The organism is Falsiroseomonas sp. HW251 (assembly GCF_050563545.1).
In the GTDB taxonomy this organism is placed as follows: Bacteria; Pseudomonadota; Alphaproteobacteria; order Acetobacterales; family Acetobacteraceae; genus Falsiroseomonas.
This window is the reverse complement of record NZ_JBNXUM010000001.1, coordinates 221,799-243,528: the sequence shown is the minus strand read 5'-3', so window position 1 is coordinate 243,528 and position 21,730 is coordinate 221,799. Positions and strand designations below refer to the sequence as shown.

General features: G+C 71.6%; 19 protein-coding genes. 17 read left to right on the top strand and 2 right to left on the bottom strand.

The window, feature by feature from the left end:
* The first annotated feature begins 2 nt into the window (after window positions 1–2).
* Window positions 3–1,685 (top strand): thiamine pyrophosphate-requiring protein, encoded by a 1,683-nt coding sequence (locus tag ACLF3M_RS01215; protein ID WP_430655011.1) that lies wholly within the window; start codon window positions 3–5, stop codon window positions 1,683–1,685.
* A 103-nt stretch (window positions 1,686–1,788) separates the two neighbouring features.
* On the opposite strand, the gene ACLF3M_RS01210 is transcribed toward ACLF3M_RS01215, so the two are convergent.
* Window positions 1,789–2,487, bottom strand: coding sequence for an isochorismatase family protein (locus ACLF3M_RS01210; protein WP_430655010.1), 699 nt, complete (start codon window positions 2,485–2,487; stop codon window positions 1,789–1,791).
* A gap of 65 nt (window positions 2,488–2,552) precedes the next feature.
* On the opposite strand from ACLF3M_RS01210, the gene ACLF3M_RS01205 reads away from it, so the two are divergent.
* From ACLF3M_RS01205 to ACLF3M_RS01195, 3 genes are read left to right on the top strand one after another with little or no spacing between them, the layout of a single operon-like run.
* A complete protein-coding gene (locus tag ACLF3M_RS01205) occupies window positions 2,553–3,419 on the top strand; it encodes an amidohydrolase family protein (RefSeq protein ID WP_430655009.1) in 867 nt (288 codons plus the stop codon).
* A 35-nt stretch (window positions 3,420–3,454) separates the two neighbouring features.
* Window positions 3,455–6,103, top strand: a complete 2,649-nt coding sequence (locus tag ACLF3M_RS01200) for a DUF2339 domain-containing protein (RefSeq protein ID WP_430655008.1) — start codon at window positions 3,455–3,457, stop codon at window positions 6,101–6,103.
* Window positions 6,100–7,446, top strand: coding sequence for an L-serine ammonia-lyase (locus tag ACLF3M_RS01195; protein ID WP_430655007.1), 1,347 nt, complete (start codon window positions 6,100–6,102; stop codon window positions 7,444–7,446). The genes ACLF3M_RS01200 and ACLF3M_RS01195 overlap by 4 nt, the downstream gene beginning before the upstream one ends.
* Here ACLF3M_RS01195 and ACLF3M_RS01190 read toward each other — a convergent pair whose 3' ends face one another.
* Window positions 7,447–8,415 carry a Bug family tripartite tricarboxylate transporter substrate binding protein gene (locus ACLF3M_RS01190; protein WP_430655006.1) on the bottom strand — a complete coding sequence of 323 codons (969 nt, stop codon included), beginning with the start codon at window positions 8,413–8,415 and terminating at the stop codon, window positions 7,447–7,449.
* A gap of 63 nt (window positions 8,416–8,478) precedes the next feature.
* Here ACLF3M_RS01190 and ACLF3M_RS01185 point away from each other — a divergent pair, with 63 nt between their 5' ends.
* From ACLF3M_RS01185 to ACLF3M_RS01125, 13 genes are all read left to right on the top strand, one after another.
* Complete coding sequence (locus ACLF3M_RS01185; protein WP_430655005.1) at window positions 8,479–9,390, top strand: ABC transporter substrate-binding protein; 912 nt, start codon at window positions 8,479–8,481, stop codon at window positions 9,388–9,390.
* 108 nt (window positions 9,391–9,498) lie between these two features.
* Window positions 9,499–10,185, top strand: a complete 687-nt coding sequence (locus ACLF3M_RS01180; protein WP_430655004.1) for a cysteine hydrolase family protein — start codon at window positions 9,499–9,501, stop codon at window positions 10,183–10,185.
* The gene (locus ACLF3M_RS01175) at window positions 10,182–11,765 is read left to right on the top strand and encodes a hypothetical protein (protein ID WP_430655003.1); all 1,584 of its coding nucleotides are present in this window, start codon (window positions 10,182–10,184) and stop codon (window positions 11,763–11,765) included. The genes ACLF3M_RS01180 and ACLF3M_RS01175 overlap by 4 nt, the downstream gene beginning before the upstream one ends.
* Window positions 11,766–11,831: 66 nt before the next feature.
* Window positions 11,832–12,593 (top strand): molybdate ABC transporter substrate-binding protein, encoded by a 762-nt coding sequence (gene modA / locus ACLF3M_RS01170; protein WP_430655002.1) that lies wholly within the window; start codon window positions 11,832–11,834, stop codon window positions 12,591–12,593.
* The gene (gene modB / locus ACLF3M_RS01165; protein WP_430655001.1) at window positions 12,590–13,285 is read left to right on the top strand and encodes a molybdate ABC transporter permease subunit; all 696 of its coding nucleotides are present in this window, start codon (window positions 12,590–12,592) and stop codon (window positions 13,283–13,285) included. Before modA ends, modB begins: the two co-directional genes overlap by 4 nt.
* Complete coding sequence (gene modC / locus ACLF3M_RS01160; RefSeq protein ID WP_430655000.1) at window positions 13,285–14,376, top strand: molybdenum ABC transporter ATP-binding protein; 1,092 nt, start codon at window positions 13,285–13,287, stop codon at window positions 14,374–14,376. The genes modB and modC overlap by 1 nt, the downstream gene beginning before the upstream one ends.
* Before the next feature lie 10 nt (window positions 14,377–14,386).
* A complete protein-coding gene (locus tag ACLF3M_RS01155; protein WP_430654999.1) occupies window positions 14,387–14,728 on the top strand; it encodes a winged helix-turn-helix domain-containing protein in 342 nt (113 codons plus the stop codon).
* Between the two features lie 65 nt (window positions 14,729–14,793).
* A complete protein-coding gene (locus ACLF3M_RS01150; protein WP_430654998.1) occupies window positions 14,794–15,993 on the top strand; it encodes a M20 aminoacylase family protein in 1,200 nt (399 codons plus the stop codon).
* Window positions 15,994–16,100: 107 nt separating this feature from the next.
* Window positions 16,101–17,897 (top strand): peptide ABC transporter substrate-binding protein, encoded by a 1,797-nt coding sequence (locus ACLF3M_RS01145; protein WP_430654997.1) that lies wholly within the window; start codon window positions 16,101–16,103, stop codon window positions 17,895–17,897.
* Between the two features lie 7 nt (window positions 17,898–17,904).
* Window positions 17,905–18,864: an ABC transporter permease gene (locus ACLF3M_RS01140; RefSeq protein ID WP_430654996.1), complete on the top strand. Its 960-nt coding sequence runs from the start codon at window positions 17,905–17,907 to the stop codon at window positions 18,862–18,864.
* Complete coding sequence (locus ACLF3M_RS01135) at window positions 18,830–19,759, top strand: ABC transporter permease (RefSeq protein WP_430654995.1); 930 nt, start codon at window positions 18,830–18,832, stop codon at window positions 19,757–19,759. The genes ACLF3M_RS01140 and ACLF3M_RS01135 overlap by 35 nt, the downstream gene beginning before the upstream one ends.
* Window positions 19,760–19,779: 20 nt before the next feature.
* Window positions 19,780–20,754 (top strand): ABC transporter ATP-binding protein, encoded by a 975-nt coding sequence (locus ACLF3M_RS01130; RefSeq protein WP_430654994.1) that lies wholly within the window; start codon window positions 19,780–19,782, stop codon window positions 20,752–20,754.
* Complete coding sequence (locus tag ACLF3M_RS01125; RefSeq protein ID WP_430654993.1) at window positions 20,751–21,725, top strand: ABC transporter ATP-binding protein; 975 nt, start codon at window positions 20,751–20,753, stop codon at window positions 21,723–21,725. Before ACLF3M_RS01130 ends, ACLF3M_RS01125 begins: the two co-directional genes overlap by 4 nt.
* Window positions 21,726–21,730: the final 5 nt, after the last annotated feature.

The window sequence follows — 21,730 nt, the reverse complement described above, 5'->3', positions numbered from 1 at the left end:
GCATGGCCGACGGGCGCAACGCCGGCGAGGCGCTGCTGGAGGCGCTGGCGGCGCGCGGCGTGGACTGCCTCTTCGCCAATTCCGGAACGGATTTTCCCTCCGTCATCGAGGCCTATGCCAGGAGGCCGGAAGCGCTGCCGCGGCCGATCCTCTGCGCGCATGAGAACCTGGCCGTCGGGATGGCGCATGGCCATGCCATGGTGTCGGGCCGGCCGCAGGCTGTGATGGTGCATGTGAACGTGGGCGCCGCGAATGCGCTCGGCGGGCTGTTCAACGCGGCGCGGGACTTCGTGCCGATGGTGTTCATGGCGGGCCGGACGCCGGTGCTGGAATCCGGCGCGCCGGGCGCGCGGAGCCTGAATATCCACTGGGCGCAGGAGATGTTCGACCAGGCCGGCATGCTGCGAGAGGCCGTGAAATGGGACTACGAGCTGCGCCGCGCATCGCAGGCCGAGGTCGCGGCGGCGCGCGCGCTGGCCATCGCGATGTCGGACCCACAGGGGCCTGTCGCGCTGCTGCTGCCGCGCGAGGTGCTGGCCGAGGCCGCGTCGGAGGGCGTGGTGCCGGATCTGCCGGCGGTCGCGCCGGCGGCGCCCGATGCGGGTGCGATCGCGCTCATGGCGGAGGCGCTCGCCGGAGCAGAACGCCCGATGGTGATCACGGCATCGGCGGGGCGGGATGTCGCGGTGCCGGCGAAGCTGGCGGCGCTGGCGGAGCGCTTTGCGCTGCGCGTGGTGGAATTCCGCCCGCGCTTCCACAGCCTGGACAACGCGCATGCCATGCATGGCGGGTTCGAGGTGGATCCCTGGCTCCCGGAGGCCGACGCGATCCTGGTGCTGGAATGCGACGTGCCCTGGATTCCCGCGATCCGCTCGCCGCGGCCGGAGGCGCGGGTCTTCCATGCCGGGCCGGATCCGCTGTTCGGGCGCTATCCCATGCGCGGCTTCGGCGGCGAGGCTGCGGTGGCGGCCCGGGCCGGCGCGGTGCTCGACGCGCTGGCGGTGGCGCTGGGCGACGCGGCGCGGCCGCATGAAGCGCGCATCGCCGCGCGACGGACGGCGATGGCGGCGGCGCATGCGGGAACGCGGGAAGGCGGGCTGGCCGCGGGGCGTGCCGCCGGCGACGCGATGTCGATGGCATATGTCACGGCGCGGCTGGCCGCCGCGCTGGGCGGGCCGGGGCCCGGGGTGATGCTGGTCAACGAATACCCGCTGGTGCGGCCGGCGATGACGTTGCGGCACGAGGCGGGTTTCTTCGGCTCCTCGCCGGTGGGATCGCTGGGCTGGGGCTTGCCGGCGGCGCTGGGGGCGAAGCTGGCGGCGCCGGACAAGCTGGTCGTCGCGGCGCTGGGGGACGGGTCGTATCTGTTTGCCAACCCGGTGGTGTGTCACCAGGCCTCGGCGGCGGAGGGGCTGCCCGTGCTGTCAGTGGTGTTCGACAATGGCGGCTACGGCGCGGTGAAGCGGGCGACGACGGCGATGTATCCGCAGGGCGCGGCGGTGGCATCGGGGACGATCCCGCTCAGCGATTTTGGCGTCGTGCCGGATCACGTGCGGATCGTGGAGGCGTGCGGCGGCAGGGGCTGGCGGGTGGAGGGCGCCGCGGATCTGGACGCGGCGCTGGAGGAGGCGATCGCGACGGTGCGCGGCGGAACGCAGGCGTTGGTGTCTGTCAGGGTGCGCTGACCCCTGTCCCAGCCCTTCCCAGCAAGCGGGGGGAGGGAAATTGCCGCCGACCGCTCCCTTTCCCGCTTGCGGGGGAGGGCTGGGGTGGGGGTCTGCGAGACGCTCAGTCGCGCAGTTCGCCGCCCGCCAACAGATCCAGCACCTGCGCCGTCGTCAGCACATCCCCGAAGAACTCCAGGAAGGTCCGCAGCGTCGCCTCATGCGCCGCACGGTCGCGCGCGGCGTTCGCATCCGAGACCATGATCGTCTCGTAGCCCCACTGCATCGCGTCGCGCGCGGTGCTTTCGCAGCAGATGTTGGTCAGCGTGCCGACGACGATCACCGTCGCGATCCCGCGCGCCTCGAGCCACCCCGGCAAGGGCGACGCGCCCGGCGCAAACGCCGAGTAGCGGCATTTCGGGAAGACGAAGTCGCCCGCCGCCACATGCAGCGCGGGGTCCAGCGCGTGCAGCTCGTTCCCCTCGCGCAACGCCGCCAGGATCCCCTGCGCCAGGCCTGGCGCCACCATGCGGCGGTAGAAGCCGGGCCAGCCGCCATCCTCGCTGGCGTCGAAGGTCGCGCGGGAGAAGGCGACCTGCCCGCCGCCCGCGCGCAGGGCGCCGGCGATCGCATTGATGGCGGGGATCACGGAGGTCGTGCCGCCGGACCCCGAAGGCGCGCCGTCCTTCGTGAAGGCGCGCTGCATGTCGATCACCACCAGCGCCGTCCGCGCGGGGTTGATCCGCGTCGTGACATGCACGCGCCCACCGCGCCGCGCTCTCACCCGCGCGATCAGTGCCTCGTCGAACACACCGTCCGGCATGCTGGACTTGCTCCCGGTCCCGACCGATCCTCGCGCCGAAGCCGTGGGCTGCCAAGGGACGGGACGTGCCGGACGACATCCTCGCCATCGACACCGTCGTCAACCCGCTGACGCCGGAGATCGCCGCCGCGCGACCTTCCTGGAGCGGCGACTTCCACACCGGTACCTTCCGCAATGCGGACCGCGTGCGCGCGGGCTACACGAAGGAGGAGACGCTTGCGATGATGGACGAGGCCGGGATCGGCCGCGCCTTCCTCGTCGCGGCGAAGATCGGCCAGCTCGGCCTGGTGGGGTCCCATCACCTCGATCCCGCGCGGGTTGCCGATCTCGTGCAGTGGCGGCCGGAGCGCTTCAGCGGGATGCTCGGCCTCGATCCCACCCAGGGCATGCAGGGCGTGCGGGAGCTGCGCCGCTGGGTGCGCGAGCACGGCTTCATCGGCGCGCATGGATACCCCCACTGGTTCGAGCTGCCGCCCGACCACGCGCGGTGGTACCCGTTCTACGCGGAATGCTGCGAGCTCGGCGTGCCGATCCAGCTGCAGGTCGGCCAGTCCCTGGTCTACGAGCCGAGGCGTCCGCTGCGCTCCGTCGGGCGTCCCATCGCACTCGATGCCGTCGCCTGCGACTTCCCGGAACTCAAGCTCGTCGGGATCCATATCGGCATCCCCTGGCATGACGAGATGATCGCCATGGCCTGGAAGCACAGCAACGTCTTCATCGTCGCGGACGCGCATGCGCCGAAGCACTGGCCGGCCAGCTTCGTGCGCTACATCGACAGCTACGGGCAGGACAAGGTGATGTTCGGCACCGACTTCCCCGTGCTGTTCTTCAAGCGCATGCGCGACGAGGTCGCGGCCTTGGGGCTTCGGCCCGGGCCAATGCGGAAATTCCTGCGCGACAACGCGATGCGGGTCTATGGCATCAAGGAGTAGTTGACCGCCGCGCGCCTTGCGTGGAGCGTGGCGTAATGGAAGGCCTGCTGATCCTTCTCGGCCTGGGGATTCCGGTCGGCCTGGTGGTGGGCTGGGTGCTGGGCATCCAGGGCTGGCGCCGCGCGGGCCGGCTGGAGCGCGAGCTGCACGCGCTGCGGCAGACGCTGGCCGCGCAGGGCATCGTGGTGCCCGGCGCCGCGCCGTTCCAGGCGCCACCGCCCGTGCCGGCCGCCGAACCCGCGCCGCCGCCGCCCGAGCCCGCCACCGCCGAAGCCGCTGCGCTGCCCAACCCCTGGGCCGTGCCGGCCGCGGCCGCGGCCGCGCCACCCCCCGCGCCCGCCGGCCCGGGGCTCGAGGCGCTGCTGACCCTGCGCTGGGGGACCTGGCTTGGTGCCGGCGCGCTGCTGCTGGCCGGCGTCTTCCTGGTGCGCTTCGCGATCGAGGAAGGCTGGCTCGGCCCCGCGATGCGCTGCTTCCTGGCGGCGCTGCTCGGGCTCGCGCTGGTCGGCGCGGCGGAATGGCTGCGCCGCCGGCCGCTGCCGGACCGCCCCAACATCCCCTGGCCGGACCAGGTGCCGGCCGCACTCGCCGCCGGCGGCGTCGCGACGCTGTTCGGTGCGGCTTATGCGGCGACGGAGCTCTACGCGCTGCTGCCGCCACTGGTCGGCTTCGTGCTGCTGGCCGTGGTCGCGCTGGCGGGGATCGCGCTGGCGCTGCTGCACGGGCCGCTGGTCGCCGCGGTCGGCATCCTCGGCGCCTATGCCACGCCGATCCTGGTGGCGACGGGCGATCCGTCGCTGCCCGGGCTCTTCGCCTATCTGCTGGTCGTCACGGCGGCGGCGCTGGCGGTGCTGCGCCAGGTCGCGGCGGTCTGGCTGGGCTGGGCGGCGACGATCGCGGCGGCGCTCTGGGTCATCGTCGGCGGGATGATGGCGCCGTCTGCGGGCGATCTCTGGGCGCCGGCGCTCTTCGTGCCGGCCGCGGCGGCGCTGCACCTCTTCCTGCTGCCGGGCACGGCGCTGGAGAGCGAGGCCGGACGGCGCCTGGCCTGGGTTCCCTTCGCGGTGCTCGCCGGTGCGGGGCTGATGCTGGTCACCGGCGGCACGACGAGCCTCGGCCCCGCGACGGGCCTGCTGCTGCTGACGCCGGTCGCGGTGCTGGCGGGCGCGCGGGAGGCACGGCTGGACCGCATGCCCTGGCTGGCGGCGCTGGCGGGGCTGCTGCTGCTGCTGGCCTGGCCGATCGCCGCCTGGGTCGCGCCGGGCGAGCGCGTGACCGTCGAGGGCATGGTCCAGGCCATCCTGCCCGGCGATCCCTGGCCGCCCGCCGCGCTGATGCCCTTCCTCGCCGGCGCCGTCGTGCTGGCCGCCATGCACGCGGCGGCAGGGCTGTGGTTCGAACGCCGCGCACCGCATGCCCTGCGCTGGGCCGGGCTGGTCGCCGCGGTGCCGGTGCTGGTGCTGCTGGCCGCCTATGCCCGCGCGCGCGGCTTTGCGCTCGACCTCGGCTGGGGCTTCGCGGCGCTGGCGCTGGCCGGCGCACTGGTCGGCACCGCGGCGTTGGCGATGCGCGAGGGCGATCCCCGACGCGCCGGCGCGCATGCCGCGGGCGCGACCGCGGCTCTGGCGCTGGCCGCGGCGATGGTGCTGTCGGAGCAGTGGCTGACGCTGGCCGTCGCGCTGTTCCTGCCGCCACTGGCCTGGATCGAGGGGCGCGCCGACCTCCCTGCGCTGCGCAAGGTCGCGCTCGTCGTTGCCGGCGTCGTGCTCGCGCGGCTGCTGCTGAACCCCTGGGTGGCGGAGTACGAATTCGGCGACGCGCCCGTGCTGAACGGGTTGCTCCTCGGCTACGGCGTGCCGGCCGCGAGCTTCGCGCTGGCCTCCGTCATGTTCCGCCGGCGCGGCGACGATGTGACGGTCGCGGTGCTGGAGGCCGGCGCGATCGCCTTCGCTGCGGTGCTGACGATGCTCGAGATCCGCCATGCCATGGGTGGCGGTGCGGTGAACGGCATCATGACCTTCCGGGAGGCGGCGTTCCAGGTGACGGGCCTGGCGGTGCTCGCCACGCTGCTGCGCGGGCTGGATGCGCGGCTCGGCGGGCGGCCGGTGGTCGCGACGGGCTGGCAGCTGCTGCAGGGGCTGGCGGTCGTGTTCGGCATCATGCTGCTGATGCGGAACCCCATGATCGAGCGGCAGAAGCCGCTGCTGCCCTGGCCCGTCTTCAACGAACTGCTCTTCGCCTATCTGCTGCCCGCGCTGCTGGCCGCGCTGGCGGCGCGCGCGACGCAGGTCGAGCGCTGGATCCGCAACGCGCTCGGCGCCTACGCCGTCGTCGGGGTCTTCGCCTGGACGACGCTGGAGGTTCGCCACGCCTTCAACCCCGACGACATGGTGCTGAACCCCTTCTGGCGCCGCGGTCCCGGCGAGGCCGAGCTCTATGCCTACAGCGGCGCCTGGCTGCTGCTGGCGGGCGTGCTGCTGGCGCTCGGCATCCGGGGGAAGGTGCCGGCGTTGCGGCTGTCGGGCCTCGGGGTGATGGCGGTGGCGATCGCGAAGGCCTTCCTGGTGGACATGAGCGGGCTCGAGGGGCTGTGGCGCGTGCTGAGCTTCCTCGGGCTGGGACTTGCGCTCATCGCGCTGGGCTGGGTGTATCGCCGCTTCGTCGTGCTGGTGCCGGCGCGATGAGCGAGGGCTGGATCGGCCTGTTCGAGCTGTTCCGCGTCGGTGTCGGCCCGTCCAGCTCCCACACGGTCGGGCCCATGGTCGCGGCCGCGCATTTCGCCGCCGATCTGCGCGGGGATTCGGTAACGGTGGAGCTGTTCGGCTCGCTCGCGCTGACGGGGAAGGGGCATGGCACGGACACCGCCGTCATCCTCGGCCTGACCGGCGTGCGGCCCGACACGCTCGATCCCGACGATGCCGTGGTGGTGGTGGCGGAGGTGAGGCGGACGCGGCGGATCACGCTGCCGGACGGGCGGCGCATCGGATTCGATCCCGACAGCGACATCGTCTTCCGCCCGCGCGAGACCCTGCCCTTCCACCCGAACGCGCTGCGGCTGACGGCGGGCGATGTCGCGCGCACCTACTATTCAGTCGGCGGCGGCTTCGTGGTGGATGAGGACGGAAGGCCGCTCGGCGAAGGCGGCGCGACGGCTTCGGTGCCGCATTCCTTCACCGACGCCGCGGAACTGCTGGCCCGCGCCGAGGCCGCCGGGCTTTCCATCGCCGCGCTGATGCGCGCGAACGAGACGGCGCTGCGCAGCCCCGCCGAGCTGTCCGCCGGCATCGCGCGCATCCGCGACGCCATGCGCGCCTGCGCCGCGCGCGGGCTGCGCAACACCGGCGAATTGCCGGGCGGCCTGCGCGTGCGGCGCCGCGCGCCGGGGCTGCTGCAGCGGCTGAACGAACAGGCTGCCCGAAATACCGCCGATCCGTTGATGGCGATGGACTGGGTGAATCTGTGGGCGCTGGCGGTGAACGAGGAGAACGCCGCGGGCGGCCGCGTCGTCACCGCGCCGACGAACGGCGCCGCCGGCATCGTGCCCGCCGTGCTGCACTACTACGAGCGCTTCGTGCCGGAAGCGACGCCGGCCGGGATCGAGGATTTCTTCCTCGCTGCCGCCGCGATCGGCGCGATCATCAAGCGAAACGCCTCGCTGTCGGGTGCGGAGGTCGGCTGCCAGGGCGAGGTCGGCTCGGCCTGCGCCATGGCCGCCGCGGGCCTGGCCGCTGCGCTTTGGGGCACGAATGCGCAGGTCGAGAACGCCGCGGAGATCGCGCTGGAGCACAATCTCGGCCTCACCTGCGACCCCGTCGCCGGCCTGGTGCAGGTGCCCTGCATCGAGCGCAACGCGATCGGCGCGGTGAAGGCGATCAACGCCGCGCGGCTCGCGCTGCATGGCGACGGGCGGCACCTCGTCAGCCTCGACCAGGTCGTGGCGACGATGCGCCAGACCGGGCTCGACATGTCGCACAAGTACAAGGAGACGTCGCTCGGCGGCCTTGCGGTGAACGTGATCGAGTGCTGATCACGTCCCTCGGATGCCAAGCGTGCGGACGAGCTCGCTCCATTTCGCGACCTCGGTCTCCAGGTGCCGCGCCGCCGCCTCGGGCGAGTTGTCGGGGGTGACGTCCACGCCGGCCTCGTTCAGGCGGCGGATCACGGCGGGCTCGCGCATCGCGCGGGTCGCAGCCTCGGACAGGGTGCGGCGGATCTCGGCGGGCGTGCCGGCGGGCGCGTAGATCGCCTGCCAGGCCGCGGCGTCGTAGCCCGCGACCCCGCCCTCGGCGAGCGTGGGCAGGGCCGGCAGCATGGTGGAGCGCTGCGCCGTCGTCACCGCGATGCCGCGCACCCGGCTGTCCGCCATCAGCGGCGCGAGCAGCGTCTGGCTGTCGATCATGAAGTCCACGCGGCCGGCGGTCAGGTCGCTGACGGCCTGCGGCGTGCCGCGGTAGGGCACGACGGTGAACTGCACGCCGGCGAGCTTGCGCAGGAGCTCCGCCGCGAGGTGGGAGCTCGCGCCGATGCCCGCCGTGCCGAAATTCGCCTCGCCGTTGCGCGAGCGCAGCCAGGCCAGGAAGGACGGCACGTCGGTCGCGGGGATGGAGGGATGCAGCGCGACGACGAAGGGCTGCTGCGTCAGCAGCGCGACGGGAGCGAAGTCGCGGCTCGGGGAATACGGGAAGCCGGGATAGAGCACGTCCATCACGGTGTGCCCGACGCTGCCGACCATGATGGTGTAGCCGTCGGGCGCCGCGCGGCCGACCGTCAGCGCGCCGATCGTGCTGCCGGCGCCGCCCTGGTTCTCGATCACCATGGGCCGGCCGAGGGTCGCGGCCATCGGCTCCACCACGATGCGTGCGACGACGTCGGTGAGCCCGCCCGCGGCGAAGGGCACGACGACGCGGATCGGCCGGTTCGGATAGGGCTGCGCCAGCGCGGGCCGCGCCAGCCCAGCGGGCGCCAGCGCGCCCAGCAGCGAACGTCGAGCGATCATCGGCGGGCCCCCTTCTATCCGGCGCGGCGGAAGATATTGTCGCGGCGCGATGGAGGGAACCCGATGGCCGAGAGATTGATCCTGCAGGAGCCCTTCCGGGCGGTCTTCTACACGCCCTTCTATGTGGCGCTGGCCCGCGACGCCTTCGCGCGGCAGGGGATCGCGGTGGAGCTGCTGACCGTCGGCGATCCCGACAAGGCCGCGGCGAACCTGCTGTCCGGCGCCGCGGACCTCGCCTGGAGCGGGCCGATGCGGGTGATCCGGGAACACGCGCGCGGCGACACGCGGCTGGTCAGCTTCGGTGCGGTGGTGATGGGCGATCCTTTCCTCCTGATGGGGCGCGGGCAGGCGCCTTCGGGCTTCTCGCTGCGCGCCCTGTCCCGCCTGAAGCTCGGTGTCGTCAGCGAGGTGCCCACGCCCTGGTGGTGCCTTCAGGACGACCTGCGACGGCTCGGGGTGGACCCCGCGACGCTCGACGTCGTGACGGGCCGGACGATGGCAGAGAACGCGGCGGCGCTGCTGGCGGGCGAGATCGACCTCGTGCAGGTCTTCGAGCCCTTCGCGTCGGGGCTGGAGACCGAGGGCGCGACGGTCTGGCACGCCCAGGCCTCGCGCGGGCCGACTTCCTACACCGCCTTCTATGCGACAAGGGACGGCGTCGCGGCGCGGCGCGCGGCCGTCACCGGCATGGTGCGCGGCATGGCGGAGACGCTGGCCTGGCTGCACGCCACGTCCGCGTCCGGGATCGCAGCGACGGTGGGGCCGCGCTTCTTCGGGGAACTCGACCCCGCGCGACTGGCGACGGGCATTTCGCGGTACCAGTCGCTCGGCATCTGGGCGCGCGCGCCGCGCTTCCCGCAGGCGGCTTTCGACCGGCTGCAGGCGGCGATGCTCGGCGCCGGCGCGATCGCGCGGGAGCCCGGCTTCGCGGCCTGCGTGGACACCGCCATCGAGGCAGAGGCTGCCCAGGCCTGATGCAGGCCTGCTCGGATTCCGGTCCGTCCCGGTCTGGAACCTCCAGCAGCAGGGAGGCACGGTAGTTGCTTGAGCCTTCCGGGGGCCCCACGCCCCGGAGGCATCGGCATGGCCGTCATCGAGGCCCGTCCCGGTCCGATCGCGATCGATCCCGGCAGCACCGCGCTGCTGGTGATCGACATGCAGCGCGACTTCCTGGAGCCCGGCGGCTTCGGCGAGGCGCTGGGCAATGACGTCTCGATGCTGGCGTCCTGCATCGTGCCCTGCCGCGACCTGCTCGCCATCGCGCGCGCCGCCGGCATCGCGGTGATGCACACGCGGGAAGGGCATCGCCCGGACCTGGCGGATGCGCCGCCCGCGAAGCTCGACCGCTCCCCGCCCGGCATGCGGATCGGCGATCCCGGCCCGATGGGGCGCATCCTGGTCCGCGGCGAGCCCGGCCACGACATCGTGCCGGACTGCGCGCCGCTGCCGGGCGAACCGGTGATCGACAAGCCGGGCAAGGGGGCGTTCTACGCGACGGACCTCGAGCCCATGCTGCGCCACCGCGGCATCGCGACGCTGATCGTCGCCGGCGTCACGACCGAGGTCTGCGTCCACACCACCGTGCGCGAGGCGAACGACCGCGGCTTCCGCTGCATCGTCGCGGCGGACGCCTGCGGCTCCTACTTCCCGCATTTCCACGCCGCGGCGCTGGAGATGGTCTGCGCCCAGGGCGGCATCTTCGGCTGGGTCGCCGAGGTCGCCGCGATCGGGCGCGCGCTGCAACCCCGCGTCACGGAGAAGGCGGCATGAGCACGACCACTGGCGAGGCGCGTCCGGCGCTCTGGACGCCGGGCGACTGGAACGCCTTCTTCGGCTTCGGCACGAACATCCTGGTCAACCTGATCGTGCTGACGGGGCTGCTGCGCTTCGTGCTGCAGATGCCGGGCGAATTGGTCTTCGGGCGCATCCTGCCGGCGCTCGGGCTCATGCTGTTCCTGTCCACGGGCTACTATGCCTGGCTGGCCTACAGGCTGGCGAAGCAGACCGGGCGCGGCGACGTCTGCGCGCTGCCTTCGGGCGTGTCGGTCCCGCACATGTTCATCGTGACCTTCGTCATCATGCTGCCGATCCTCGGGCGCACGGGCGACCCCGTGAAGGCGTGGGAAGCCGGCCTCACCTGGGTCTTCATACAGTCCATCATCCTGATGATCGGCGGCTTCGTCGCGCCCTATATCCGGCGCATCACGCCGCGCGCGGCACTGCTCGGGACGCTGGCGGGCGTGTCCATCACCTTCATCTCCATGCGCCCGGCGCTCGAGATGTACATGACGCCGGTGATCGGCGTGCTGTGCTTCGCGATCATCCTCGGCGGCTGGTTCGGCGGCATCCGCTATCCCCGCGGGCTGCCCGCGGGCCTGATCGCCATCATCGCGGGCTGCATCATCGGCTGGGGCTCGGCGCTGCTCGACCTCGGCATCGGGAACATGTCGCTCGCGCGGCTCGGCGCGTCCTTCGCCAATCTCGGCTTCTCCGTGCCGATCCCGGCCTTCGACCATGTCTTCGGCGGCTTCGAGTTCCTCGGCATCATCCTGGTGACCGCCATCCCCTTCGGCATCTACGACCTGGTCGAGGCGATGGACAACGTGGAGTCGGCGGAGGCGGCCGGCGACGTCTATCCCACCACGCGCGTGCTGACGGCGGATGGCGTGGTCAGCATGGTGGGCTGCCTGATGGGCAACCCCTTCATCAACGCGGTCTATATCGGCCATCCCGGCTGGAAGGCGATGGGCGGGCGCATCGGCTATTCCGCCGCGACCGGCGTCGCGGTGCTGGTGCTGACCTGGCTCGGCATCGCTTCGGTGCTGCTCGACCTGGTGCCCGTCGTCGCGATCGCGCCGATCCTGCTTTACATCGGCATGCTGATCGGTGCGCAGGCCTTCCAGGAAAGCCCGCGCCACCACGCGCCGGCGATCGCGCTGGCCTTCGTGCCGCACCTCGCGGCCTGGGCGAAGACGCTGATCGATGGCGCGTTGGGCGCCGCGGGCACCTCGGCCGCGGCGGTGGGCTACGACAAGCTCGCGCAGATGGGGGTGCTCTATCCCGGGCTCGCGAAGCTCGGCGAGGGCGCGATCCTGACCGGCCTCGTGCTGCCCGCCATCGCGGTCTTCGTGATCGAGCGGGAATTCGCCAAGGCCGCGGGCTTCGCCGCCGCCGGCGCCGTGCTGACCTTCTTCGGCTTCATGCACGGGGAAGCCGTGGGCTTCGCCGTCACCCCCGGCATCGCCTTCGCTTATGCCGTGGTCGCGGCGGGGCTGTTTTCCCACGCGCGGATGGTCCCGCAGCAGGACGCGCCGGTGCGGCTCGCCACTGGGCACGCGCCGGCGGAATAGGCCGCGACTGGACCGGGGCAGGGCAGGGCGCTATATCCGGCCGGACACAACGGCCGGGAAACGCCCATGCTCTCCCGACGCGCTCTCGTCGCCCTTGGCGCCGCGCTGCCGGCGGCGGCGCGCGCTCAGGCGCCGCTGACGGTCTTCGCCGCGGCGAGCCTGACCGACGCGTTGCGGGCGCTCGCCCACGACTGGGCCGAGCGCGGCAACCCCGCGCCGCGGCTGTCCTTTGCGGCGTCCTCGGCGCTCGCGCGGCAGATCGAGCAGGGGGCGCCGGCCGACCTGTTCCTCTCTGCCGACGAGCCCTGGATGGACTACGTCCAGAGCCGCGGCCTGATCGTGGAGGCGACCCGCGTTTCGCCGATCGGCAACGCGCTGGTGCTGGTCGCGCCGGCCGGCACGACGGGCAGCGTGGACCTTGCGCGCGGCACCGACCTCGCCGCGCTCCTCGGCAACCGGCGCCTCGCCACCGGCGATCCCGCGCATGTGCCGGTCGGCCGCTACGCCCAGGCCGCGCTGGAATGGATGGGGCAGTGGAACGCGATCGCGCCGCGGCTGGCGCGCGCGGAGAATGTCCGCGCCGCCCTGCTGCTGGTCGAACGCGGCGAGGCGCCGTTCGGCATCGTCTACGCCACCGACGCCGCGGCCAGCCCGGGCGTGCGCATCGCCGGCACATTCCCGGCCGAGAGCCACCCGCCCATCACCTATCCCTTCGCCCTGACGCGCCGCGCGGCCGGGAACGCGCAGGCCCGCGGCTTCCTCGCGCACATCACCGGTGACGCCGCGGCGCCGACCTGGCAGCGCTTCGGCTTCTCGCTGGCCCGGTGATCGGCCTCTCCCCGGAGGAATGGCAGGCCGTCAGGCTGAGCCTCGACGTCGCGACGCGCTCCGTCCTGGTCTCACTGCTGCCGGCGGTCGGGATCGCCTGGCTGCTGGCGCGCGGGCGCTTTCCCGGCCGCACGCTGCTCGATGCGCTGGTGCACCTGCCGCTGGTGGTGCCGCCCGTGGTGGTGGGCTGGGCGCTGCTGATGCTGTTCGGCGTGCGCGGCCCGATCGGCGCACCGCTGAACGAGTGGTTCGGCATCCGCCTGGTGTTCACCACCGACGGCGCGGCGCTGGCGACGGCGGTGATGTCCTTCCCGCTGATCGTGCGCGCGGTGCGGCTGGGGCTGGAGAACGTGGATCCCGGCCTGGAGGCCGCGGCGTGTACCCTCGGCGCCGGGCCGCTGGACCGCTTCGCCACGGTCACCCTGCCGCTGATGTCGCCGGGCATCCTGGCCGGCGCGGTCACGGCGTTCGCGGCCGGCCTCGGCGAGTTTGGCGCCGTCATCACCTTCGTCTCCAACATCCCCGGCGAGACGCAGACGCTGCCGCTCGCGATCTATTCCGCGACGCAGGTTCCGGGCGGGGAGGCGATCGCGGCGCGGCTTGCGGCAGTCTCCTTCGCGCTGGCGATCGGCGGGCTGCTGCTGGCGGAGCTGCTGGCGCGGCGGATGCATCGCTGGCTCGGGCGCGGCTGATGCTGGAGGTCGCGCTGCGCCATCGCTTCGGGCCGGACGGCTTCGCGCTCGATGTCGGCTTCGCAGTGCCGGCAGCGGGCGTGACCGCTCTCTTCGGACCCTCGGGCTGCGGCAAGACGACGGTGCTCTCGGCCGTCGCGGGGCTGCTGAGGCCGCAATCCGGCCGCATCGCGGTCGGCAGCACGGCGCTGCTGGACACCGCGCGCGGCCTCGACCTGCCCGCCGAGCGCCGGCGCTGCGCCGTGGTGTTCCAGGATGCGCGGCTTTTTCCGCATCTCAGCGTTGCGACCAACCTGCGATACGGCCTGCGCCGCGCGCCGCGCGACGCGGAAGGCCCGGGCTTCGAGGAGGTCGTCGCACTGCTCGGCCTGGACCATCTTCTCGCGCGACGGCCCGCGGGTCTCTCGGGCGGGGAGAGGCAGCGCGTCGCCCTCGGCCGCGCGCTGCTCGCGCGGCCGCGCCTGCTGCTCATGGACGAGCCGCTGGCCTCGCTCGATGCGGCGCGGCGGGGGGAGGTGCTGCCCTTCCTCGCCCGCCTGCGCGACGTCGCGCGGCTCCCCATTCTCCTTGTCACCCATGCGCTGGAGGAGGTGGACGCGCTGGCCGATACGCTGGTGCTGATGGAGCGCGGCCGCGCGCTGGCCGTCGGCGCGGTGGAGGAACTCGCTGCCCGCACCGATCTGCCGCTCGCCTGGCGCCGTGATGCCGGCGTGCTGGTCACCTGCGTCGTGGCGGAGCCGCGCGGCGAGCTGATCCGCCTGGTGTTCGACGGCGGCGAATTGCTGACCTCGCATCGGCCCGGCCCGCCGGGCACGCGGCTTCGCCTGCGGCTGCGCGCGCGCGACGTCTCCGTCGCCACCGAGGCGCCGCGCGGCGTGTCGATCCGCAACATCCTGCCCGCAACGCTCGCCGCCATTGCGCCTGGCGGCGAGCCGCAGGAAGTGTTCCTCCGGCTGCTGGTCGGCCCGACGCCGATCCTGGCGCGCGTGACGCGCGAAGCGGTCGCCGAGCTCGGCCTGCGGGAGGGGCAGGCGATCTTCGCGCTGATCAAGGCCGTGACCTTCGATCACCGCGTGGTGACGCCTCCATGAGGCAGGGGCCGTGACCCGGGGATCGCTGAGCCTGCGGATCGACCTGCCGCGCGGGCGGATCGGTCCGGGCAAGATCGCGCTTCTGGAGGCGATCGGGCGCGAGGGCTCGATCTCCGCGGGCGGCCGCGCGCTGGGGATGAGCTACCGCCGGGCCTGGGAACTGGTGGATGCGCTGAACCGTCTGCTCGGCACCGCGGTGGTGGAGGCCGCGCCGGGCGGGCATCGCGGCGGCGGGGCCAGCCTGACCGAGGCCGGACGGAAGCTGGTCGCGGATTATCGCGCGATCGAGAAGGCGGCGCAGCGCGCGGCGTCCCGGCGGCTGACGGCGCTGGTCGGCCGGGCGGGCAAGTGACGCCCCCCGTCTGGCCTGCCGGCTCATCCCGGTCCATGCTGTCCTCAATGAACAGGGAAGCTTCCATGGGACATCCGGTGGTCGAGGGCGTGCGCGCCTTTGCGGCGGACCTCGTCGCCATCCGGCGCGACATCCACGCCCACCCCGAGCTCGGCATGGAGGAAGCGCGGACCTCGGCCCTGGTGGCGCAGGAACTCCGCTCGCTCGGCATCGAGGTGACCGAGGGCGTCGGCCGGTTCGGCGTGGTCGGGACGATCCGCGGCACGCGGCCGGGCAATCGCTCCGTCGGGCTGCGCGCCGACATGGACGCGCTGCAGATCCCGGAGGCCACGGGCAAGCCCTATGCGTCGAAGCGTCCCGGCGTGATGCATGCCTGCGGGCATGACGGGCACACCACCATGCTGCTCGGCGCGGCGCGCTGGCTGGCGGCCCACCGCGACTTCGGCGGCACCGTCCACCTGATCTTCCAGCCCGCCGAGGAAGGTCGCGGCGGCGCGCAGGCCATGCTGGACGACGCGCTGTTCGACCGCTTTCCCTGCGACGCGGTCTATGGCCTGCACAACAAGCCGACCATCGCGGCCGGCACCTTCGCGACGCGGAAGGGCCCGGCGCTGGCGGCCGCGGACAGCTGGAAGGTGGTGTTCCGCGGCACCGGCGGGCATGGCGGATCGACGCCGCACCTCGCGACCGACGTGACGATCGTGCAGGCGCATTTCGTCCTCGCCCTGCAGACCATCGTCGGGCGCAACGTGCCGGCGGTGGAAGCGGCGGTGCTGTCCGTCGGCTCGATCGAAGGCGGTTCGCCGATCTCGCCCAATGTCATGCCGGCGGAGCTGACGGTCACCGGGACGTCGCGCAGCTATTCGCCGGCCATCCGCGACCTGCTGGAGCGCCGCATCGCGGAACTCGCCCAGGGCCTGGCCGCGACGCATGGCTGCACGGCTGAGGCGAGCTACCGACGCGGCGTGCCCGCGCTGGTCAACCACGCCGAGCAGACCGATGTCGCGCTGGAAGCGGCGCGCGGCCTGGTGGATGCGTCCGAGGTGGACGCGCATTTCCCGCCCGTGACCGGCGGCGAGGATTTCGCGCTGATGCTGGAGAAGCGGCCCGGCGCCTTCATGTTCATCGGCGCGGGGGCCGGGCCGGACGGCAGGTCGGCCAATCTTCATACCCCGCATTTCGACTTCAACGACGACATCATCCCGATGGGGGTTGCCTGGTGGGTGGGCGTGGTGGAACAGGAACTGGGCAGTCCGCAGGGCTGATCCGTGCGAGGGCGGAAAAACTCGCGGGCCGGGCGGTTCCCGGCTAGCGTGCGCATCGCGTAAGCAGGCGGCAGGTCTTCGCCGCCGGAGGCAAGGGAGAACGAGACATGATCGAGGACAAGCTCCGCCGGCTGATCGGCCGCGTGAAGGATGGCAAGCTGTCACGCCGCGGCTTCATGAGCCGGGTCGCCGCCTTCGGCCTGACCGCGCCGATGGCGACCCAGCTTCTCGCGGTGACGGGCGCCGCGCATGCGCAATCCACCTTCCAGTCGGGCTACCGGGCGACGCGCGCCGGCGGCGGCGGGCCGCTGAAGATCCTCTATTGGCAGGCCGCGACGCTGCTGAACCCGCATTTCGCGAACGGCAGCACCAACCAGGAAGCCGCGCGCGTCTTCTACGAGCCGCTGGCCGGCTGGGCCGCCGACGGAACGCTGGTGCCGATCCTCGCGGCCGAGATCCCGAGCACGGACAACGGCACGCTCGACAATGCCGGCCGCTTCGTGATCTGGAAGCTGAAGCCCAACGTGCGCTGGCATGACGGCACGCCCTTCACAGCCGACGATGTCGTCTTCAACTGGGAATACGCGAAGAACCCCGCGACGGCGGCCGTCACCTCAGGCAGCTACACCGGCATCAACGTGGTGAAGGTCGACGACCTCACCGTCCGGATCGAGTTCCCGAAGCCCACCCCGTTCTGGGCCGACGCCTTCGTGGCCTCGCGCGGGATGATCATCCCGAAGCACCTGTTCCAGAACTTCGTGGGCGCGACTTCGCGCGACGCGCCGGCCAATCTGCGCCCCGTGGGCACCGGCCCCTACCGCTTCATCAGCTTCGCCCCGGGCGACCTGCTGCGCGGCGAGCGCAACCCGAACTACCACCGGGAGAACCGGCCCTTCTTCGACACCATCGAGATCAAGGGCGGCGGCGACGCGGTGTCCGCGGCGCGCGCGGTGCTGCAGACCGGCGATTTCGACTTCGCCTGGAACCTGCAGGTCGAGGAAGAGGTGCTCGCGCGCATGGAAGCCGCGGGCCGCGGCAAGGTCGTGCTCGCCGAGACCGCGAACATCGAGTTCATCCAGCTCAATCCCACCGACCCCAACCAGGAAGTGGACGGCGAGCGGTCGTCCATCCGCACCACGCATCCCGCTTTCTCCGACCCGGCGGTGCGCGAGGCCATGACCTATCTCTGCGACAAGACCTCGCTGCAGCAGTTCATCTACGGCCGCGCCGGCATCGTGACCTCGAACTTCCTGAACAACCCGCCGCGCTTCCGCTCCCCCAACACGAAGTGGGAGTTCAGCATCCAGAAGGCGAACGACGTGCTGGACCGCGCGGGCTGGGTGCGCGGCCGCGACGGCATCCGCGCCAAGAACAACGTCCGCCTGCGCTTCGTCTACCAGACCTCCGTCAACGCGCCGCGCCAGCGCACCCAGGCGCTGATCAAGCAGGCCGCGCAGCGCGCGGGCATTGACCTCGAGCTGAAGTCGGTGGTCGCGAGCGTCTTCTTCTCCTCCGACGTCGGCAATCCCGATACCTATCCGAAGTTCTACTGCGACATGCAGATGTACACGACGACGATGACCGAGGCCGACCCCCAGACCTTCATGAACCAGTACGTGTCCTGGGAGATTTCGTCCAAGGCCAACAGCTGGCAGGGGCGCAACGTGCTGCGCTTCCGCAGCGAGGAATACGACCGCGTCTTCCGCGAGGCCGACAGCGAGATGGATCCCGTCAAGCGCGCCGCGTTGATCATCCGGCTGAACGACATCGTCTGCAACAGCAACCACATCATCCCGCTGCTGAACCGCCCGAATGTCGGCGGGCGGACCAACCAGATGAACGTCATGCTGAGCGGCTGGGAGAACTACCACTGGATGATCGCCGACTGGTTCAAGGAGACCTGATCCCCTCGTGGCCAACTACCTCGCCCGTCGCCTGCTGATCGCGATCCCGAGCCTGCTCGGGATCAGCGTGATCCTGTTCGTCGTGCTGGCGCTGGCGCCTGGCGATCCTTTCGGGGAGTTGACCACGAACCCCGCCATCCCGCCCGAGGTGCGCGCCAACCTGCGCGCCAGCCTCGGGCTGGATGATCCGATCTACCTGCGTTACCTGTCCTGGCTGACGGCGATGCTGAAGGGCGACTGGGGCTATTCCTTCGTCAGCCGCATCCCGGTGGACCAGCTGATCCTGCAGCGGGTGCCGACCACGCTGCTGGTGATCGGCGCGTCCCAGGTCCTCGCGCTCGCCGTCGCGCTGCCTGTCGGCATCTTCGCTGCGACCAGGCCTTATTCCATCTTCGACCAGGTCGCCAACACCTTCGCCTTCATCGGCTTCTCGCTGCCGACCTTCTTCACGGGGCTGCTGCTGATCCTGCTGTTCTCCATCACGCTGGACTGGCTGCCCTTCGTTTACCGCACGAACCTCGACGCCACGGGCTGGCGCTGGTGGTGGGAGCAGTTCCGCCAGAGCATCATGCCGGTCACCGTGCTCGGCCTGTTCCAGGGCGCGGCGCTGACGCGCTTCGTACGGTCGGCGGTGCTCGACGTGATCCGGCTGGACTACGTCACGACGGCGCGGTCGAAGGGGCTGACGGAACGCACGGTCACGATGAAGCATGTGGTGCGCAACGCGATGATCCCCGTGGTCACGTTGGTCGCGCTGCAGATGCCGGCGGTCTTCGGCGGCGCCATCGTGACCGAGCAGATCTTCCGTGTGCCCGGCATCGGCAGCCTGCTCATCACCTCCATCCTGGCCAACGACACGCCGGTGATCATGGCGATCACCTTCGTCTTCGCCGCCCTGGTCATCCTGTTCAACCTGCTCGCGGACATCCTGTATGGCTGGCTCGATCCCCGCATCAGCTACAGCTAGCGCGGTACCCGCCCGCAAGCGGATCGGCCCCTGGGAGGAGGTCTGGCGGCGCTACCGCAAGCACCGCCTGGCGGTGGCCTGCGGCGTTATCCTGCTGCTGCTGATCCTGGCGGTGCTGGTCGGGCCGCTGGTCTGGACCCTGCCGATCGACGAGATCGACTTCTCTGCGCGGCTGAAGGGGCCGTCCTGGGAGCATCCGCTCGGCACCGACGACCTCGGCCAGGACCTGCTGGCGCGCATGCTGTATGGCGGGCGGATCTCGCTCGCGGTCGGCTTCGCAGCGATGGCGGTCGCGGTCTGCGTCGGCGTGCTGGTCGGCGCGGTCTCCGGCATGGCCGGCGGGCGGGTGGACGCGGCGCTGATGTGGCTGACCGACCTGTTCCTGGCGCTGCCGCCGCTGCCGCTGCTGCTCCTGATCATCTACCTTTTCCGCGAAAGCCTGAAGGAAGTCGTCGGGCCCGAAATGGGGGTCTTCATCCTGATCGTCGCCGTGATCGGGGGCTTCCGCTGGATGCCGGTCGCCCGCCTGGTGCGCGCGCAGTTCCTGTCGCTGCGCGAGAAGGAATTCGTGGAGGCCGCGCGCGCGCTCGGCGCGTCCCGCACGCGGCTGGTGGTGCGCCACATCCTGCCCAATGCCCTGGGGCCGGTGATCGTGGCGGCGACCATCGACGTCGCGGCCGCGATCATCGCGGAGAGCACGCTGTCCTTTCTCGGCCTCGGCTTCCCGCCCGACATCCCGACCTGGGGGCGGCTGCTGTTCGACGCGAAGGACCACCTGGACTTCGCGCCGCACTGGGCGCTTTTCCCGGGCCTCGCGATCTTCCTGACCGTGCTGTCCATCAACTATGTCGGCGACGGATTGCGCGACGCGCTGGACCCGAGGCGCGTGCAGTGAGTGGTGTGAACGCCCCGCGCATGCTCGACATCAAGGGCCTCAAGGTCCACTTCAAGACCGACGATGGCTGGGTCCGCGCGGTGGACGGCATCGACCTCGGCGTCGGCGCGGGAGAGACGCTCTGCGTCGTCGGCGAATCCGGCTGCGGCAAGACCGTCACCGCCAAGACGATCCTGAAGCTCATCGACATGCCGCCGGGCAAGATCGCGGCGGGGACGATCATGTGGCAGGGCCGCGACATCGTGCCGATGAGCCCCGCGCAGATGCGCGACATCCGCGCCAAGGAGATCGGCTTCATCTTCCAGGAGCCGATGACCTCGCTGAACCCCGTCTACACCGTCGGCGAGCAGATCGCGGAAACGCTGCGCCTCCACGAAGGCCTGTCGCGCAAGGCAGCACTCGATCGCGCGGCGGAGATGCTGCGGCTGGTCAACATCCCGAACCCGCAGCGGCGCATCCACGACTATCCCCACCAGTTCTCAGGCGGCATGCGCCAGCGCGTGATGATCGCGATGGCGCTCGCCTGCAACCCGAAGCTCGTCATCGCGGACGAGCCCACGACGGCGCTCGACGTCACGATCCAGGCGCAGATCCTCGACCTGCTGGAGGAGATGAAGGATCGCCTCGGCATGGCGGTGATGCTGATAACCCATGCCATGGGTGTCGTGGCGGAAGTCGCGCAGCGCGTGGTCGTCATGTACGCCGGCAAGGTGGTGGAGGAGGCGCCGGTCAACGAGCTCTTCGCCAATCCGCGGCATCCCTACACGCAGGGGCTGATCCGTTCGATCCCGCGCCTCGACCTCGCTGCGACGGAGCATCGCCGGCTGGAGGCGATCCCGGGTTCGGTGCCGAGCCTGCTCAACCCGCCCGTTGGCTGCCGCTTCGCCGCCCGCTGCCGCTTCGCGGTGGAGGATTGCCGTGCGGCGGAGCCGCCGCTGCTGGACGTCGCGCCTGGCCACAGGGTGGCCTGCATCCGGCAGGACGCCGTGGCATGAGCGAGGCCCTTCTCCGCGTCGAGAACCTGGTCAAGCGCTTCGACGTGAAGGGCGGGCTGCTGCGCCGCACCGTGGCGCAGGTCCATGCGGTGTCAGGCGTCAGCTTCGCCATGCAGCCCGGCGAAACGCTGGGCCTGGTCGGCGAATCCGGCTGCGGCAAGTCCACGACCGGCCGGCTGATCCTGCGCCTGATCGAGCCGACCTCGGGCCAGGTCTGGTTCGAGGGCAAGGACGTCACCGCGCTGAACCACGACCAGATGACGGCGCTCAGGCGCGACATGCAGATCATCTTCCAGGATCCCTATGCCTCGCTGAACCCGCGCATGACAGTCGGGCAGATCATCGGCGAGGCGCTGGTCATCCACGGCCTGCTGAAGACCGCTCGCGAGCGCGAGGATCGCGTGGTGGATCTGCTGGAGACGGTCGGGCTGAACGCCGACCAGATGCGGCGCTTCCCGCATGAATTCTCCGGCGGCCAGCGCCAGCGCATCGGCATCGCGCGCGCGCTCGCGGTCTCGCCCAAGCTCGTCATCTGCGACGAGCCGGTCAGCGCGCTCGACGTCTCGATCCAGGCGCAGGTGGTGAACCTGCTTGAGGACCTGCAGGAGAAGTTCGGGCTCACCTTCCTCTTCATCGCGCATGACCTGTCGGTGGTGGAGCACATCTCCGACCGCGTCGCCGTGATGTATCTCGGCCGCATCGTGGAGATCGCGGCGTCGCGCGACCTCTACACCACGCCGCTGCATCCCTACACCGAGGCGCTGCTGTCGGCCGTGCCGATCCCCGATCCCACGATCAAGCGCAACCGTATCCGCCTGCAGGGCGACGTGCCGAGCCCGCTCAACCCTCCCTCAGGCTGCCACTTCCACACGCGCTGCCCGATCGCCAATGCCGGCATCTGCCGGACCGAGACGCCGGAACTGCGCGAGACGCGGCCCGGCCACTGGGTCGCCTGCCACCTGAGGGGTTGACCGCG